The 16,990-nt window shown below is 62.2% G+C and carries 11 protein-coding genes; 10 read left to right on the top strand and 1 reads right to left on the bottom strand.

The window, feature by feature from the left end:
* Positions 1-36 precede the first annotated feature (36 nt).
* The 8 genes from U367_RS0105695 to U367_RS0105660 all read left to right on the top strand — a co-directional run bounded on the left by U367_RS0105695 (position 37) and on the right by U367_RS0105660 (position 13,653).
* Positions 37-2,457, top strand: a complete 2,421-nt coding sequence (locus U367_RS0105695; protein ID WP_050587839.1) for a TonB-dependent receptor plug domain-containing protein — start codon at positions 37-39, stop codon at positions 2,455-2,457.
* A 44-nt stretch (positions 2,458-2,501) separates the two neighbouring features.
* A complete protein-coding gene (locus U367_RS0105690) occupies positions 2,502-4,112 on the top strand; it encodes an ABC transporter substrate-binding protein (protein ID WP_028616067.1) in 1,611 nt (536 codons plus the stop codon).
* Positions 4,109-5,059 (top strand): ABC transporter permease, encoded by a 951-nt coding sequence (locus U367_RS0105685; RefSeq protein WP_028616066.1) that lies wholly within the window; start codon positions 4,109-4,111, stop codon positions 5,057-5,059. The genes U367_RS0105690 and U367_RS0105685 overlap by 4 nt, the downstream gene beginning before the upstream one ends.
* Positions 5,060-5,062: 3 nt before the next feature.
* Positions 5,063-5,962: an ABC transporter permease gene (locus tag U367_RS0105680; protein ID WP_028616065.1), complete on the top strand. Its 900-nt coding sequence runs from the start codon at positions 5,063-5,065 to the stop codon at positions 5,960-5,962.
* Complete coding sequence (locus tag U367_RS0105675) at positions 5,959-7,572, top strand: dipeptide ABC transporter ATP-binding protein (RefSeq protein WP_028616064.1); 1,614 nt, start codon at positions 5,959-5,961, stop codon at positions 7,570-7,572. Before U367_RS0105680 ends, U367_RS0105675 begins: the two co-directional genes overlap by 4 nt.
* 232 nt (positions 7,573-7,804) lie before the next feature.
* Entirely contained in the window at positions 7,805-9,046 is a 1,242-nt protein-coding gene (gene mexE, locus U367_RS0105670) for a multidrug efflux RND transporter periplasmic adaptor subunit MexE (protein WP_028616063.1), read from the top strand.
* A gap of 15 nt (positions 9,047-9,061) precedes the next feature.
* Entirely contained in the window at positions 9,062-12,241 is a 3,180-nt protein-coding gene (locus tag U367_RS0105665; RefSeq protein ID WP_028616062.1) for an efflux RND transporter permease subunit, read from the top strand.
* Positions 12,238-13,653 (top strand): efflux transporter outer membrane subunit, encoded by a 1,416-nt coding sequence (locus U367_RS0105660; RefSeq protein ID WP_028616061.1) that lies wholly within the window; start codon positions 12,238-12,240, stop codon positions 13,651-13,653. The genes U367_RS0105665 and U367_RS0105660 overlap by 4 nt, the downstream gene beginning before the upstream one ends.
* Before the next feature lie 85 nt (positions 13,654-13,738).
* On the opposite strand, the gene U367_RS0105655 is transcribed toward U367_RS0105660, so the two are convergent.
* Positions 13,739-14,755: an AraC family transcriptional regulator gene (locus tag U367_RS0105655; protein WP_028616060.1), complete on the bottom strand. Its 1,017-nt coding sequence runs from the start codon at positions 14,753-14,755 to the stop codon at positions 13,739-13,741.
* 169 nt (positions 14,756-14,924) lie between these two features.
* Between U367_RS0105655 and efeU the strand changes: the two genes are divergently transcribed.
* Together efeU and efeO are read left to right on the top strand one after the other, a co-directional pair.
* Positions 14,925-15,770: an iron uptake transporter permease EfeU gene (efeU, locus tag U367_RS0105650; RefSeq protein ID WP_028616059.1), complete on the top strand. Its 846-nt coding sequence runs from the start codon at positions 14,925-14,927 to the stop codon at positions 15,768-15,770.
* Positions 15,771-15,780: 10 nt separating this feature from the next.
* On the top strand, positions 15,781-16,983 hold the full coding sequence (gene efeO, locus U367_RS0105645) for an iron uptake system protein EfeO (RefSeq protein WP_028616058.1): 1,203 nt from the start codon (positions 15,781-15,783) through the stop codon (positions 16,981-16,983).
* The last annotated feature ends 7 nt before the right edge of the window (positions 16,984-16,990 follow it).

Below are 16,990 nucleotides of genomic sequence, written 5' to 3'. Positions count from 1 at the left end.
GCGGAGGACGTATTCCCTATCCCCCAGGTCGCCTACATGCCAGACATCGCACTCCCCACCTCCCTTAACAAATTTCACCTGTCACTCTTGGCCAGCTCCATGCTGATGGCAGCGGCGCCCGCCTTCGCTGAAGACGCCAAGCTCGACACCGTGACGGTGATCTCCACCGGCCTGCGCGGCCAGGAGCGCACCGTCGCCGACAGCCCGGCGCCCATCGATGTGATCAACAGCGACCAATTGCTCAAGACCGGTCGCGCCGAGCTGTCCGAGGCAATTGCCAAGCTGCTGCCATCGTTCAACTTCGGCACCAACATCGCCGGCTACAACTCAGTGACACGTCCCCTGAGCAACCGCAGCCTCGGCCCGGCCTACACGCTGGTGCTGGTCAACGGCAAGCGCCGCCACAACGGCGCGACGGGACAGCGCGGCTCGATCGACAACAGTGGCGCGAATGCGGTGGACATCGACCTGATCCCGGTCAGCGCGGTGGACCATATCGAAGTGCTCAAAGACAGCGCTGCCGCTCAATACGGCTCCGACGCGGTGGCGGGCGTGATCAACATCATCCTCAAGAACACCAAGAGCGGCGGCCACCTGGAAACCAGTTACGGCCAGCTGTATTCCGGCCAGGGCGAGACCATCAAGGTCGCGGGTGACCAAGGCTTCGAACTGGGCCAGGGCGGCTTTTTCCACTTCTCGGCGGATGCGCGCAAACGCGGCAGCGCTTCCTGGAACGACAAGGCGGACAGCAGCGTGCGGGCGTTCAGCGACCCGGCCAAGGAAGCCGCCTGGGATCGCGTCGCGATCAAGAACGGCGACCCGGATCTCAAGGCCTTCAACCTGGCCTATAACGCCGAACTGCCGCTGGAAGACCTGACGCTGTATTCGTTCTCCACCTACGGCGAACGCGATGCCGAGGCCGCCAACTACTTTCGCCTGCCCACCGGCACGGCCGCAGTGCCCGAGGTTTTTCCGGACGGTTACTTCCCGCTCAACAACATCAAGGACCGCGACTACCAACTGCTGTTGGGCGGCAAGGGGTTGGTGGCCGACTGGAACTGGGACCTCAGCACCACTTACGGACGCAACAACGTGCACCACTCCAGCGACCTCAACATCAACCCATCGCTGGGCACAGCGTCACCGACCAAGTTCGATAACCTGGCGACCTTCCGCTTCGAGCAATGGGTCAACAACCTGGACTTCACCCGCCGCTACGACAGCCTGTTCAACCTGACGCCGCCGGTGCAGGTCTCGGCGGGCCTAGAGCATCGTTGGGAGCATTTCAGTACGTTCGCCGGCGACCGCGAGGCCTATATCACCGGCACCTACCCCGCCGCTTCCGGCGCGCAGGCCGCCGTGACGATTCGCCCGGAAGACGAAGTGAGCCTGATCCGCAATAACTACGCAGGTTACCTGGACCTGGGTTTCGACCTGACCGACCGTTGGTTCCTCGACGTCGCCGGCCGTGTGGAACATTACGACGATGACTCGGGCAACACCTTCGGCCTGAAACTGAACTCACGCTATGAATTGACCGACACCGTGGCCGTGCGCGGCACCGTGGGCACCGGTTTCCGTGCACCGTCCCTGACCCAGATCGGCTACACCGTGGCCGATAACCGTGTGGCCATCGATGCGAACGGCAACGTGGTGCCAGCCGTAACCCGCCTGACCCCGTCCGGCAGCAACCTGGCCAAAGCCCTCGGTGGTGATGACCTCAAGCCGGAGAAGTCGCGCAACCTCGGGTTGGGCCTGACCTGGCAACCGGCGCCACGCACCAGCATCACCGCCGATGCCTACCTGATCGACATCGACGACCGCATCGCCCTGACCAGCAATATCTACGACCGTGGCAACGGCGCGATCAACGCCATCCTCGCCGCCCAAGGCGTGCCCACTGGCACCTGGGTCAACTACTACACCAACGCGTTCGACACCCGCACCAAGGGCCTGGACGTGGTCGCCGACCACACCACGCCACTGGACGCCTGGGGCGATGTGCGCTGGAGCCTGGGATTCAACTGGAACAAGACCACCATCGAAGGCACACGTGACACGCCGGGTGCGCTGGCCGGTTCAGGCGTGACCCTGGTGGGCCGTGACCGTGAAGGCGATCTCACCGATGCGTCACCCAAGACCAAGTGGATCCTGGGCGCCAACTGGAAGGTCGAGGACTTGGCGGTCAACCTGCAAACCGCCCGTTACGGCGCGGTCAAGACATTGGCGGTTAACCCGAGCGGCGACCGCAGCTTCGGCGCCAAGTGGATCACCGATCTGGACATCAGCTACACCTTCGTCGACAGCCTCACCGTCAGCATCGGCGGCACCAACATCTTCGACGTACGCCCCGACAAGCACGCGGTGTACAGCAACCTCGGCCTGGCCGCCTATGGCAACCCGCCGTTCTACCCCGGCGGCGGCTACTGGTACACCAAGCTCGCCTACGACTTCTGATCCAAACGCCACCTGAGGGCACCCCATTGAATACCTCCAACTTGATGAGCCGTCTGTTGGCCCCCTGCGCCTTGGCGCTGAGCCTCGCTGCCTGCTCGCCCGGGACTGACACCCAGGCGGGCAAGACCCTGAACATCGCGTTTTTTGGCGACAACACCACCCTAGTCAGCATCGACCCGTTCCAGGTGTATTGGTTGGAACACCGCGTGCTGTTGCGCAATGTCGCCGAGTCTTTGACCGACCAGGACCCGGAGACCGGCAAAATCATCCCCTGGCTGGCCAAACGTTGGGAAGTCAGTGACGACGCGCTGACCTATACCTTCCACCTGCGTGAGGACGTCACCTTCAGCAATGGCGAGCGCTTCGATGCCAAGGCGGTGAAAATCGCGTTCGACAGCGACAAAGCACTCGCCACCGAGCTACCCGCCACCTTCGGCGCCACCTACCTGGCAGGTTACGACCATGCCGAAGTGGTCGATGACTTCACCGTCAAGCTGGTGCTGTCCAAGCCCAACGCGGGTTTCCTGCAGGCGACTTCCACCACCAACCTGGCGATCCTCGCGCCCGCCTCCTACGCACTGACGGTGAAAGAGCGCTCCCTGGGCAAGATCATCGGCACCGGGCCGTTCGTATTGGCCAGCTACACGCCGGAAGTCGGCGCACATTTGACCAAACGCAAGGGCTACGCCTGGGCTTCGGCCAATATGAAAAACCAGGGCGAAGCGCATCTGGACGCGGTAGACATCAGCTACATCCCCGAGGAAAGCGTACGAAACGGCCTGTTCCTGCAAGGCAAGGCCGACATCCTGTGGCCGCGCAACCCGTTCTCCGAAGTTGACCTGAAGCTGTTTCAGTCCAAGGGGGCGACGATCCAGAGCCGATCGTTGCCGGGCCCTGCGCTCAACCTCTTCCCCAACACCCGTGGCGAGCGCCTGCTGGCTGACAAACAAGTGCGCCTGGCCGTGCAAAAGTCGATTGATCGCAAGAGCTACGCCAGCACGGTGTACAACGCCGAATTCCCGGTGGTAGACAGCGTGTTTGATGTGACCACGCCGTATGTCAAAAGCCAGGCCGCCAAGCTCGGTTATGACCCGGCCGGTGCAGAGCGCCTGCTCGACCAGGCCGGCTGGGCCAAGGGCGCGGACGGCTACCGGCAGAAAAACGGCAAGCGCCTGAGCCTGAGCTACAACATCAGCCCGGCCGAGACCGCTGGCGACGTGCTGATCCAGGACCAACTGCGCAAGGTCGGCATCGAGTTGAAACTCAGCGTGGTCACCCGCGCCGAATGGGTCGCCAATAACTCCGCCGGCAACTACGACCTGACCATCAACTACATGACCCGCGCCGACCCGATCATCCTGCAAACCATCCTCGATCCGCGCAGCGCCAACAGTTCCACCGTGGCGACCAATACCTTCGAACCGGCGGTACTGGATAAAGCCAAGGCGTTGTTTGATGCCGGCATCACCGCCACCCAGAGCCCGCAGCGCGCAGCCGCCTATGGTGATCTACAAGACCTGCTGATTGACGAAAGCTCGGCGTTCCCGATCTACGAGCGCGTGTGGCAGGCGGCAACCTCGCCCAAGGTGAAAAACTTCCGCTGGACCGCCGAGGGTTTTGCGCTGTTGGGTGATATCGAGATCGGCACGCCATGAGCCGTTATCTGATCGGCCGGGTCGGACAAGCCTTACTGGTGCTGTGGGGTGCCTACAGCATCACGTATTTCATCCTTTATCTGCTGCCGGGTGACACCTTGTCGATCATGCTCAGTGCATCGGGTATGGAAGCCGACTCGCTGTCGGTGGAAGACCTGGCCAAGGCGCGGGCCTATTACGGCCTGGACAAGGGTTTGTTCGAGCAGTATTTCGACCTGCTGCTGGGAGCGCTGCGGGGGGACTTCGGGCAGTCACTTTCATTGAACCGGCCGGTCGCGGACCTGCTGGCCGAACGTTTGCCGCAAACCTTATCCCTGGCAGGCCTGGCCATTGTGTTGTCGCTGCTCGGCGGAATCGGCCTGGCGTATCTGACCGCCTACCTTCGTTGGCAACCGTTGAAAAAGACACTGGCACGCCTGCCATCGCTGGGCTTTTCAGTGCCGGTGTTCTGGATGGGGTTGTTGCTGATTCAGGTGTTTGCGTTCGGTCTGGGCTGGTTTCCCGCAACCGGTAGCAAGGGCGTTGAAAGTCTGGTGTTGCCTGCCATCACCTTGGCAATTCCCAGTGCGGCGGTGTATGCCCAAGTGTTGCAACGCAGTTTCCAGGGTGTCTGGCGAGAGTCCTATATCGCCACCGCCTACGCCAAGGGCCTGAGTCGTGGGCAGGTGCAGGCGCGGCATGGGTTCAAGAATGCCGCGCTGCCGATCTTGACCCTGATCGGCTTGCAGGTCGGCAATACGGTGTCCGGTGCGGTGTTGGTGGAGACCATCTTTGCGCGCTCAGGCATTGGCCGGCTGGCCCAGGAGGCCGTGCTGCGCCAGGACATTCCGGTGGTGCTGGCGATCGTTTCGGTGTCGGCAGCGGCCTTTGTACTGGTCAACCTGCTAGTCGACCTGCTTTACCCGTGGTTCGACCCGCGCATCACCCACACGCCAAAGGTGTCCTAGACCATGAACATGCTTGAGCAGAACCTGGGCCGCAAAACCATGTCCGCTAGCCCTGGGCTGTGGCGCCGCCGCAGCCGCCTGCAACGCGTGACGGCGACGCTGCTGCCCCTGTTGCGGCGGCCGGGGTTTAGTCTGGCGCTGCTGGTCGTGGTGTTTTCATTGGTGGCGGCCATCGCACCGCACCTGTTGAGCAGTTTCGACCCCTACGCCACGTCGCCCGTCGACAAGCTGCGTGCGCCGAATTTGATCCACTGGTTTGGCACCGATGAGCTGGGACGCGACCTCTATACCCGCGTGGTGTTTGGCTCAAGCCTCTCGGTGCTGTCGGCGTTTCTAGCCGTGGGCATCGCCCTCTTGGGTGGCCTGGGCCTGGGCATTCTGTCGGGCTTTGCCGGTGGCCGCGTTGACGCAGTGATCATGCGCTTCGTCGATGTGCTATTGGCCTTGCCCGGCCTGCTGCTGGCCCTGGCGATTGTCACAGCCATCGGCTTCGGCACGGTACCAGTGGCGATTGCCGTGGGTATCGGCATTGTTCCAGGGTTCGCCCGTACTACCCGCGCTGAGGTGCTGCGGGTCAAGACGCTGCCGTACGTCGAGGCCGCGCGCCTGGGCGGCGCAAGTTGGGGACGCACCCTGCTGCGACACATCCTGCCCAATGCCTGGGGGCCGGTGGCGGTGCTGGCAACCCTGGACTTTGGCGCCGCCATCCTCGCCACCGCCGGCCTTAGCTTTCTCGGTTTCGGCGCCGCGCCGCCCGCCGCCGAATGGGGCACGCTGATTGCCAACGGCCGACACTTCCTGATCACCGCCCCGTGGGTGTCCCTGCTACCAGGCCTGTTCCTGGTGGCCGTGGTGTTCAGTCTCAACCATATCGCCCGCACCTTCGAGGAAACCCAGCGATGAATGCTTTAGTGGATATTCGCCAACTCAGTGTCCGCTATCGGCACGGCAACACGGCGGTCAATCGCCTGTCCTTGCGCGTCGCCCAGGGCGAGACCGTGGCGATTGTCGGCGAGTCCGGCTCGGGTAAATCGACCCTGGCCAACGCTATCCTGGGTTTATTGCCGGACAGTGCGCAGATCACCGCCGGCCAACTGTGGGTAGACGGCCAAGACCTGACCCACGCCAGCGAACGCCAAAAGCGTGCCTTGCGCGGCCGCACCATCGGCCTGGTGCCCCAGGACCCGATGGTCAGCCTCAACCCCACGCTGCGCGTGGGCCAGCAAATCGCCGAGGCGCTGATTCTGGCCAAGGGCAAACGCTACCCGGCTGTGGATGCAGACATTGTCGAGCTGCTGCAACAGGTGGGTATCGACAACCCCGTGCTGCGCGCACGCCAGTATCCCCATGAACTGTCCGGCGGCATGCGCCAACGCGTGTTGATCGCCATTGCCCTGGCCGGCAACCCGCGCCTGATCATCGCCGACGAGCCCACCAGCGCCCTCGACGTCACCGTGCAGCGCAAGATCCTCGACCACCTGCAACGCCTGGTCAGCGAGCGTGGGATTTCGCTGCTGATCATCACCCACGACCTGGGCGTGGCCAGCGACCGCGCCGACCGAATCCTGGTGATGCAACAAGGCGAACTGGTCGAACAGGGCGCGCCGCGGCAGATTCTCGACGCGCCGCAACACGACTACACCCGCGCACTGATCGCCGCCGCTCCTGCTTTCGCAAAGCGGCGGGAACCGCTGATTCATATCGACCCGATGATAGAGCCCATCCTGAGCCTCAAAAACGTCGGCAAGACGTTCGCCTTGCCCAAGGTCAAGGGTGAAGACAACACATTCGTGGCCCTGGAAAACCTGAGCCTGGAGGTATACCCCGGCCAGACCTTGGCCATCGTCGGCGAATCAGGCTCGGGCAAAAGCACCGCGTTGCGCATCGCCCTGGGCCTTGAGAAACCGAGCCAAGGCCAGGTCTGGTTCGAACAACAGGATGTCACGCACCTGAGCTGGCGCGACTTCCGCCCGCTGCGCCAGCGCCTGCAACTGGTGCAACAAAACCCATTTGCCGCGCTGGACCCGCGTTTCACGGTGTTCGATAGCATCGTCGAGCCGTTGGTGTCGTTCGGGCTGCTCAAAGGGCCCGCGCTGGAACAGGCCGCCCGCGAATTGATTTCCCGCGTTCACCTGCCAGCCAGCTACCTTGACCGCCTGCCGCGCGAACTGTCCGGCGGCCAATGCCAACGCGTCGCCATCGCCCGGGCCCTGGCGTTGAAGCCGGGCCTGTTGCTGCTGGATGAGCCGGTGAGTGCGCTCGATGTATCCGTGCAGGCGCACATTCTTGATTTGCTGGAAGAGTTGCAACGGGAGATGGGCATTGCGTATGTGCTGGTGTCCCATGACCTCTCGGTGGTGGCCAACTTTGCACATGAGGTGCTGGTGTTGCGCAATGGCAAGGTAGTCGAACAAGGCAGCGTGGAGCGGATCTTCAACCACCCCGCCAACGAATACACCCGTGAATTGATTGCTGCGATCCCTGGCCGACACGTCGCCACAAGGGCGGCATAATCAAGGACGCGCTCGCGAGAACACCGGCGAGCGCGCGAGTTCCTTGCAGTCCTTGCAACAGTCCTTTGCCATCAAGCCCATTGATAACCTCCTAACGAAACCCCCATGCTAGAGGGCTAATCTCGCGCTTATATCATTCCGAATGATAGTTACCTTTGCTTCATTCGATTCGTGACATAGCACATCGCCGCGCATGATCCGCCCATCTCAAATACATTGGCGGATGCACCTCATGGAACAGTCACTCAAACATTTGCGCTTCCCCCTGGCGATTTTGGCCGTGGTGGTGATGAGCGCGTGCGGCAAGACCCCGGAACAAGCGGCCGCCATGCCAGCTGCCAAAGTCAGCGTGGCCAAGGTGCTGGAACAACCGGTCAACGAGTGGGATGAGTTCTCCGGTCGTCTGGAAGCCCCGGAAACCGTGCAGATCCGTCCTCGGGTCTCTGGCCAGATTGACCAAGTCGCTTTCACCGAAGGCGCTTTGGTCAAGAAAGGCGACCTGCTGTTCCAGATCGACCCGCGTCCGTTCCAGGCTGAAGTGCGTCGCCTTGAAGCTCAGTTGCAACAAACCCGCGCCGCCGCCACCCGTAGCGATAACGAAGCCCAGCGTGGCGAACGCCTGCGCCAGAGCAATGCGATTTCCGCCGAACTGGCCGACTCGCGCACCACCGCCGCTCAGGAAGCCCGCGCCGCTGTCGCCGGGATCCAGGCGCAGTTGGACCTGGCCAAGCTGAACCTGAGCTTCACCCGCGTCACGTCGCCGATCAGCGGCCGTGTCAGCCGTGCCGAAATCACCGCCGGCAACTTGGTGACCGCTGATGTCACCGCGCTGACCAGTGTGGTCTCCACCGACAAGGTCTACGCCTACTTCGATGCCGATGAACGTGTGTTCCTCAAGTACACCGAACTGGCTCGCCAAGGCCGTCGCGGTGCGACCACCCCGGTGTACCTGGGCCTGTCCAACGAAACCGGCAACCCGCACCTGGGCCAGATGAACTTCGTCGACAACCAGGTCAACCCGGCCACCGGCACCATCCGTGGTCGCGCCGTGTTCGATAACAGCAAGGGCGAATACACCCCTGGCCTGTACGCCCGCCTGAAGCTGGTCGGCAGCGGCACCTACTCCGCCGTGTTGATCAACGACGAAGCCGTCGGCACCGACCTCGGCAAGAAGTTCGTATTGGTGATGGAAGGCGACAAGCCGGCGTATCGCTCGGTAGAACTGGGGCCGAAAATCGAAGGCTTGCGCATCGTGCGCAGCGGCCTCAACAAAGAAGACACCATTATCGTCAAGGGCCTGCAACGCGTGCGCCCAGGATCGCCGGTCGCTCCGGAAACCATTCCGATGGCCAGCAAGGAAACCCTCGCCGCCTTGGCCCAACAACGACAAGCGCTTGAAGCCAGCAACCTGGAACAAGTGGCGCCGGATAAAGCCGCGCCGAAACTTGCCAGCGCTGCGACTCCACGCGGTTAAGGGATACGACTCAAGATGAATTTTTCCAAGTTCTTCATTTCGCGGCCGATCTTCGCAGCGGTGCTTTCGCTGCTGATCCTGATCGCCGGTGCAATTTCGCTGTTCCAACTGCCGATCAGCGAATACCCGGAAGTGGTGCCGCCGACTGTCGTGGTGCGCGCCAACTTCCCGGGCGCCAACCCCAAGGTCATCGGTGAAACCGTGGCCGCGCCGCTGGAGCAAGCCATCACCGGCGTCGAGAACATGCTGTACATGTCCTCGCAGTCGACCGCCGACGGCAAGCTGACCCTGACCATCACCTTCGCCTTGGGCACCGACCTGGACAACGCGCAGGTGCAAGTGCAAAACCGCGTGACCCGGACTCAGCCGAAACTGCCTGAGGAAGTGACGCGCATCGGTATCACCGTGGACAAGGCCTCCCCCGACCTGACCATGGTGGTGCACTTGACCTCCCCGGATCAGCGCTACGACATGCTGTACCTGTCCAACTACGCCTTGCTCAATGTGAAGGATGAGTTGGCGCGTCTGGGCGGTGTGGGTGACGTGCAACTGTTCGGTATGGGCGACTACTCCCTGCGTGTTTGGCTGGACCCGAACAAGACCGCTTCGCGCAACCTGACGGCCACTGACGTGGTGACGGCAATCCGTGAGCAGAACCGCCAAGTCGCCGCCGGTGCCCTGGGTGCACAACCTGCCCCGACCGCCACTGCGTTCCAGTTGTCGGTGAACACCCAAGGTCGCCTGGTGACCGAGGAAGAGTTCGAGAACATCATTATTCGCTCCGGCGATAACGGTGAAATCACCCGCCTCAAAGACATCGCACGGGTGGAGCTGGGCTCCAGCCAATACGCCCTGCGTTCGTTGCTGAACAACCAGCCGGCCGTGGCGATCCCGATCTTCCAGCGCCCTGGCTCCAACGCGATCGAGATCTCCAACGAAGTGCGCGGCAAAATGGAGGAGCTGAAAAAGAGCTTCCCGCAAGGCATGGACTACAGCATCGTCTATGACCCGACCATCTTCGTGCGCGGCTCCATCGAAGCGGTGGTGCACACCCTGTTCGAAGCGTTGATCCTGGTGGTGCTGGTGGTGATCCTGTTCCTGCAGACCTGGCGCGCCTCGATCATTCCCTTGGTGGCGGTGCCGGTATCGTTGATCGGTACGTTTGCGGTGATGCACCTGTTCGGCTTCTCGCTCAACGCGCTGTCGCTGTTCGGCCTGGTATTGGCGATCGGTATCGTGGTGGACGACGCCATCGTGGTGGTGGAGAACGTCGAGCGGAACATCGAGCTGGGATTGGAACCGTTCCCGGCCACTGAAAAAGCCATGAGCGAAGTGACCGGCCCGATCATCGCCACCGCGTTGGTGCTGTGTGCGGTGTTCGTGCCTGCGGCCTTCATCAGCGGCTTGACCGGGCAGTTCTATAAGCAGTTCGCCTTGACCATTGCGATCTCGACGGTGATCTCGGCGTTCAACTCACTGACCCTGTCCCCTGCCCTGGCTGCGGTATTGCTCAAGAGCCACAACGCGCCGAAGGATGGTTTCTCCAAGTTCCTCGACAAGTTGCTGGGCGGCTGGTTGTTCAAACCGTTCAACCGCTTCTTTGACAAGGCCAGCCATGGTTATGTCGGCACCGTGCGCCGCGTGATCCGTGGCAGTGGTATTGCGCTGTTCCTGTACGCCGGCCTGATGGTCCTGACCTGGCTGGGCTTTGCCCACACCCCGACCGGTTTCGTACCGGCCCAGGATAAGCAATACCTGGTGGCCTTCGCCCAATTGCCGGACGCCGCAAGCCTGGACCGCACCGAAGACGTGATCAAGCGCATGTCCGACATCGCGCTGAAACAGCCGGGCGTGGAAGCCGCCGTGGCCTTCCCAGGCCTGTCGATCAACGGTTTCACCAACAGCCCGAACAGCGGCATCGTGTTCGTGACCTTGAAACCGTTCGACGAGCGTAAAGACCCGAGCATGTCTGCCGGAGCGATTGCCGGTGCACTGAACGGCAAGTACAGCAGCATCCAGGAAGCCTACATGGCGATCTTCCCACCGCCGCCGGTACAGGGCCTGGGTACGATTGGTGGTTTCCGCCTGCAGATCGAAGACCGTGGCAACCTGGGTTACGACGAGCTGTACAAAGAAGTGCAGAACATCATCACCAAGAGCCGCACCACGCCGGAACTGTTCGGCCTGTTCACCAGCTACACGGTCAACGTGCCCCAGGTCGATGCCGCCATCGACCGTGAAAAGGCCAAGACCCACGGCGTGGCGATCAGCGACATCTTCGACACCCTGCAGATCTACTTGGGCTCGTTGTATGCCAACGACTTCAACCGCTTCGGCCGGACCTACCAGGTCAACGTGCAGGCTGAGCAGCAGTTCCGCCTGGACGAAGACCAGATCGGCCAGTTGAAAGTGCGCAACAACAAAGGCGAGATGATCCCGCTGGCGACCTTCATCAAGGTCAGCGACACCTCCGGGCCGGACCGCGTGATGCACTACAACGGCTTCATCACCGCAGAAATCAACGGCAACGCTGCACCGGGCTACAGCTCGGGCCAGGCTGAAGCGGCGATCGAGAAACTGCTGAAAGAAGAACTGCCCAACGGCATGACCTACGAGTGGACCGACCTGACTTATCAGCAAATCCTCTCGGGCAACACCGCACTGTTCGTGTTCCCGCTCTGCGTACTGCTGGCGTTCCTGGTACTGGCCGCCCAATACGAAAGCTGGAGCCTGCCATTGGCGGTGATCCTGATCGTACCGATGACCCTGCTGTCGGCGATTACCGGGGTGATCATCTCGGGTGGCGACAACAACATTTTCACCCAGATCGGCTTGATCGTACTGGTGGGCCTGGCGTGTAAGAACGCGATTCTGATCGTCGAGTTCGCCAAGGACAAACAGGCAGAAGGCCTCGACCCGCTCGCTGCGGTACTGGAAGCCTGCCGTCTGCGTCTGCGGCCGATCCTGATGACCTCGTTCGCCTTCATCATGGGTGTGGTGCCACTGGTGTTGTCCAGCGGTGCGGGTGCCGAGATGCGTCATGCCATGGGCGTGGCGGTGTTCTCCGGGATGATCGGTGTGACCTTCTTCGGTCTGTTGCTGACGCCAGTGTTCTACGTACTGATCCGTCGCTATGTGGAGCGCCAAGAGGCACGCAAAGCGGCCAAGGCCTTGAAGCTGGAGACACAGCAATGAGTGTGAAAGTATTCCTGCCGAGCTTGCTGGTACTGGCACTGAGCGCCTGTGCCGTAGGCCCGGACTACAAAGCCCAGACCCCGGAGGCGGCCAACATCACGGCCGCTGCCGATGCCAAGCAGTATGACCACGCCAAGTTCGAAGGCATCTGGTGGCAGCAGTTCGAAGACCCGACCCTCAACCAGTTGGTGACCCAGTCGCTGCAGGGCAACCGTGATCTACGCGTCGCCTTTGCCCGCCTGCGGGCGGCCCGTGCGATCCGCGATGACGCCAGCAATGACGCCATGCCGACCATCACCAGCCGGGTCAGCAGTGACCAGGGCAAAGGCCAGATCCCGGGCCAGACCACTAGCCGCGTCAAGACCGAGCGTTACGACCTCGGCCTGGACATGGCCTGGGAACTGGACCTGTTCGGCCGCATCCAGCGCAACCTGGAAGCCACCGACGCCGACCAGCAAGCCGCCGAGGCTGACTTGTACCAGCTGCAAGTCACCATGATTGCCGAACTGGTGGACGCCTATGGCCAATTGCGTGGCGTGCAACTGCGTGAACGCATTGCCCTGGACAACCTGAAGAACCAGCAGGAATCGCGCACCATCACGGTCAGCCTGCGGGATGCCGGTGTGGGCGACCAACTCGACGTGGAGCGTGCCGACGCACGCCTCGCGGCAGTCGAAGCCAGCGTGCCGCAACTACAGGCCGAACAAGTGCGCGAGCGTAACCGCATCGCCACCCTCCTCGGCCAGCGTCCGGACAAGCTGACCGTCGACCTGGGCCCTAAAGACCTGCCGGCGATTGCCAAGGCGTTGCCGATCGGCGATCCAGGGCAACTGCTGCAACGTCGCCCGGACATCCTCAGCGCCGAACGCAAACTGGCCGCCGCCACCGCGCGTATCGGCGTGGCCAAGGCCGACCTGTTCCCACGGGTCAGCCTCAGCGGCTTCCTCGGCTTCACCGCTGGGCGTGGTTCGCAGATCGGCTCGTCCGCCGCGAATGCCTGGGCCCTGGGCCCAAGCATCACCTGGGCAGCCTTCGACCTGGGCAGCGTGCGCGCCCGTTTGCGCGGCGCCGATGCCGAGGCAGATGGCGCCCTGGCAACCTACGAGCAGCAAGTGTTGTTGGCGCTGGAAGAGTCCGAGAACGCCTTCAGCGACTACGGCAAGCGCCAGCAACGTTTGGTTTCTCTGATTCGCCAAAGCGAATCCAGCCGCGCCGCCGCCGACCTGGCCGCGATCCGCTATCGCGAAGGCACCGTGGACTTCCTGGTATTGCTCGACGCGCAACGTGAACGCCTGGCCGCCGAAGACTCCCAGGCCCAGGCCGAAGTGGACTTGTATCGCGGCATTGTCGCGATCTACAAGGCGTTGGGCGGTGGCTGGCAGCCGGATACGGTGGTCGCCAGCGCCAAGTGATGTAAAGAGCTCCTTTGGTTGGTCGCATCCAGCCAATTTTTTGCCCCGTGATCCATTCGGTCACGGGGCTTTTTTTGGTCCTTGATTAACCAGCTTCACCCAGAATCAAACTCCGGTAATGCCCTGGATTCGACCCCGCCCACTTACGAAACGCCTTATAAAACGAACTCGTATCAGCAAACCCCAGCCGCGCCGCAATCTCGGCAAAGCTGATCTGCGGCTCCGCCAACCACACAATCGCCAATTCCTTACGCACGCTGTCCTTGAGCCCCTGATAGGTCTGCCCTTCTTCTGCCAGGCGACGGCGCAAGGTTGAGGCCGAGATGCACAGGCTGACCGCGAGGCCTTCGGTTTCCGGCCAGGTTTCGGGGGGCATTTGGCGTAAATCGTGTTTGATCCGCGTGGCGAAGCTGTCGGGGTCGCGGTACTTGACCAGGATATTAGCCGGTGCATGGGCCAGGAAACGCTTGAGTTCTTCCGGGGTGCGCTTGATCGGCAGGTCCAGGCAGTCGGCAGAGAAGATCATCCGCGTGCGGGGTCGGTCGAAACGCAGGTTGTCGGAAAACATCACCTGGTAGTCGTGACAGAATTCCGGCTTTGCGCAGCGCAGCTCAATCGCCAGGATTGGAATCCGTCGCCCTGCCAACCAGCACGCGACACCGTGGACGATCATCCAGTAAGTGAAGTAAGTGAAGGCCCGATTAGGTTCAGCCTCGGGCTCGACCAATACGATCTCCGCCAGACTTTGTTGACGCACCAACTCAGCGGGCAGTCGCTCCAGCATCAGTGACAGGAACTCCAGCCCGGCCTCCAGGGCGGTGGCAAGCGTTGGCTGCGCCATTGCAGCGCGGCAGAGAAACGCCAGGCTGCCGGACCTGAGCTTGCGCGGGTCCATACCGAAGAACTCATCATCGGTGCGCCGTGCCAAAAGACGCCACAGCCGTGCGTAGGTGGTGGCCGAAACCCGCGCGGCAGGCTCGGCCAGCCACTGCGGGTCAATCCCGGCTTTGTGCAGCACTTCGGCACTCGTCGCCCCAGGCGCGCAGCTTTGCAGCAAGGCTTCGCGCACAAGGTGAATAGAGATGGTGTCTTTTTCCGACATGGTGGACCGCGTATCCAGAGCTGCGCAAAGAATGGCACGCATCATAAGGGCGGATGCGCTTTGCCACCACCGTTCAGCCACTGTTCAGCAAACGTCAAGAATTGTTGTTTAGCAATGAGTATCATTATGTTACAACTTAGCACCCTATCTAGTTGTCACGCGGTGCCGAATGCTCGTTCCTTTCCTCATCATGCTGCGCGAAGGCATTGAAGCCGCATTGATCGTTGGCATTATCGCCAGCTACCTGCAACAGACCGGCCGTGGCCAGTGGATGCCGGCCGTATGGATCGGTGTATTTCTCGCCGCCGCACTGGCCCTGTTGGTCGGTGGTGGCCTGGAACTGGTCAGCGCCGAGTTCCCGCAAAAACAACAGGAATTGTTCGAAGGCATCGTCGGCCTGGTCGCCGTGGGCATCCTCAGCTCCATGGTGTTCTGGATGCGCAAGGTGGCGCGTTCCATCAAGCATTCCCTGCACGAATCTCTCGATCACGCGTTGGCCGGTTCCAAGCACCAGGTCACCGCGCTGATCCTCATGGTGTTTTTCGCCGTGGCCCGCGAAGGCCTGGAAACCGTGTTCTTCCTGCTGGCCGTGTTCCAACAGAGTGAAGGCCCAGGCGCGCCGATTGGCGCCCTGCTCGGCTTGATCCTGGCGATCATCGTCGGTTTCCTGATCTACACCGGCAGCATGCGCCTGAACCTGGGCGCGTTTTTCCGCTGGACCGGCTTGTTTATCCTCGTGGTGGCCGCCGGCATCCTGGCCAATTCGGTGCAAGCCCTGCACGAAGCGGGGGTATGGAATCACCTGCAAACCGTGCTGTTCGACTTCAGCGCCGCGCTGCCCATGGACAGCCCGTTGGGCTCGGTGCTGGCCGGGATGTTCGGCTATCAGGAAGCGCCCACCATCAGCACCCTCGGCGCCTACCTCATTTACCTGGTGGTAGCCCTGGTAATGTTCTTCCTGCCCACCGCACCGTCCAAGCCTGCCGCCTCACCTTCTTCTGTTGCCAACCAGTAAGGACCGCCTCTTGTCCAACCCTACTCCTCAACCGTCCTCGCCACCCCGCGCCCTGCGCTGGGCCGTGGCGGGCTCGGTGGTCGTGATGATCGCCGCCGGAGGCCTGTTCTATTACGCCTCGCAACTGGCGGCCAGCAAGCGCCAGACCAACCACAATGAAATCGCCGTGACCATCCATGGCCACGCCTGCGAACCGAATGAGCTGACCGTGCCCGCCGGCCGCGCCAGCTTTCGCATCATCAACCGCTCCGACCGTGCGGTGGAATGGGAAATCCTCGACGGCGTGCTAGTGGTCGAAGAGCGCGAAAATATCGCCCCCGGCCTGAGCCAGGTGATCAACGCTAACCTGCTGCCCGGCGACTACGCGATCACCTGCGGCCTGCTGAGCAACCCGCGCGGCACCTTGCACGTAACGCCGACCGCCGAGTCCGATGAGCAAGCCAAGGCCAAGCCGTCGATGGTGGCGTTTATCGGGCCACTGTCGGAATTCCGCGTGTACCTGAGCAGCCAAGGCAGCGCATTGATCAAGGCCGTCACCGCCTTGCAACAGGCCGTCGACGCCGGCGAACTGGCCCAGGCTCAAGCGCTCTATGTTCCGGCGCGCGAGGCTTACCAACGCCTGGCCCCCGCATCGCAACGCCTGGCCGAGCTGGACAACGCGATCAACGCCCGCGCCGACTACTTTGAAAAGCGCGAGCAGGACCCGGCCTTCAGCGGCTTCCATCGCCTGGAATACAGCCTGTTCCAGCAACGCAGTCTCGATGGCTTGGCGCCGGTTGCTCAGCGCCTGCTGACCGACGTCACCACCCTCAAGCAACAACTGCTCGCCCAGTCGCTGCCGCCGGAGCAGTTGGTCAGCATTGTGGTGCGCAACCTCAACAGCCTGGCCGATGTACGTGCCATCAGCGGTGAAGAAGAGCGCTACAGCCACGTCGACCTGAATGGTTTCGCCGCCAACCTGGAGGCCGCCCACAAAGTCGTCGACCTGATGCGCCCTTTGCTGACCAAGTCTGCCGCAGACCTGCTGCCTAAAGTCGACAGCGCTCTCACGGCCTTCGACAGCCAACTCAACGAATTGAAAGTCGACGGCCAGTACCGCCGCTACGACAGCGTAACCGCCGATCAGCGCAAGCAGATCGCCGACAAGGCCAAGGCTCTGGCCGCTGCACTCGATGGAATCGACCCCGCCCTTGGCCTCTCCGGCCTGCAGTGAAGACGAC

It is taken from the genome of Pseudomonas canadensis, assembly GCF_000503215.1.
GTDB classification, from domain to species: domain Bacteria; phylum Pseudomonadota; class Gammaproteobacteria; order Pseudomonadales; family Pseudomonadaceae; genus Aquipseudomonas; species Aquipseudomonas canadensis.
This window is presented reverse-complemented; position numbering and strand designations above follow the sequence as displayed.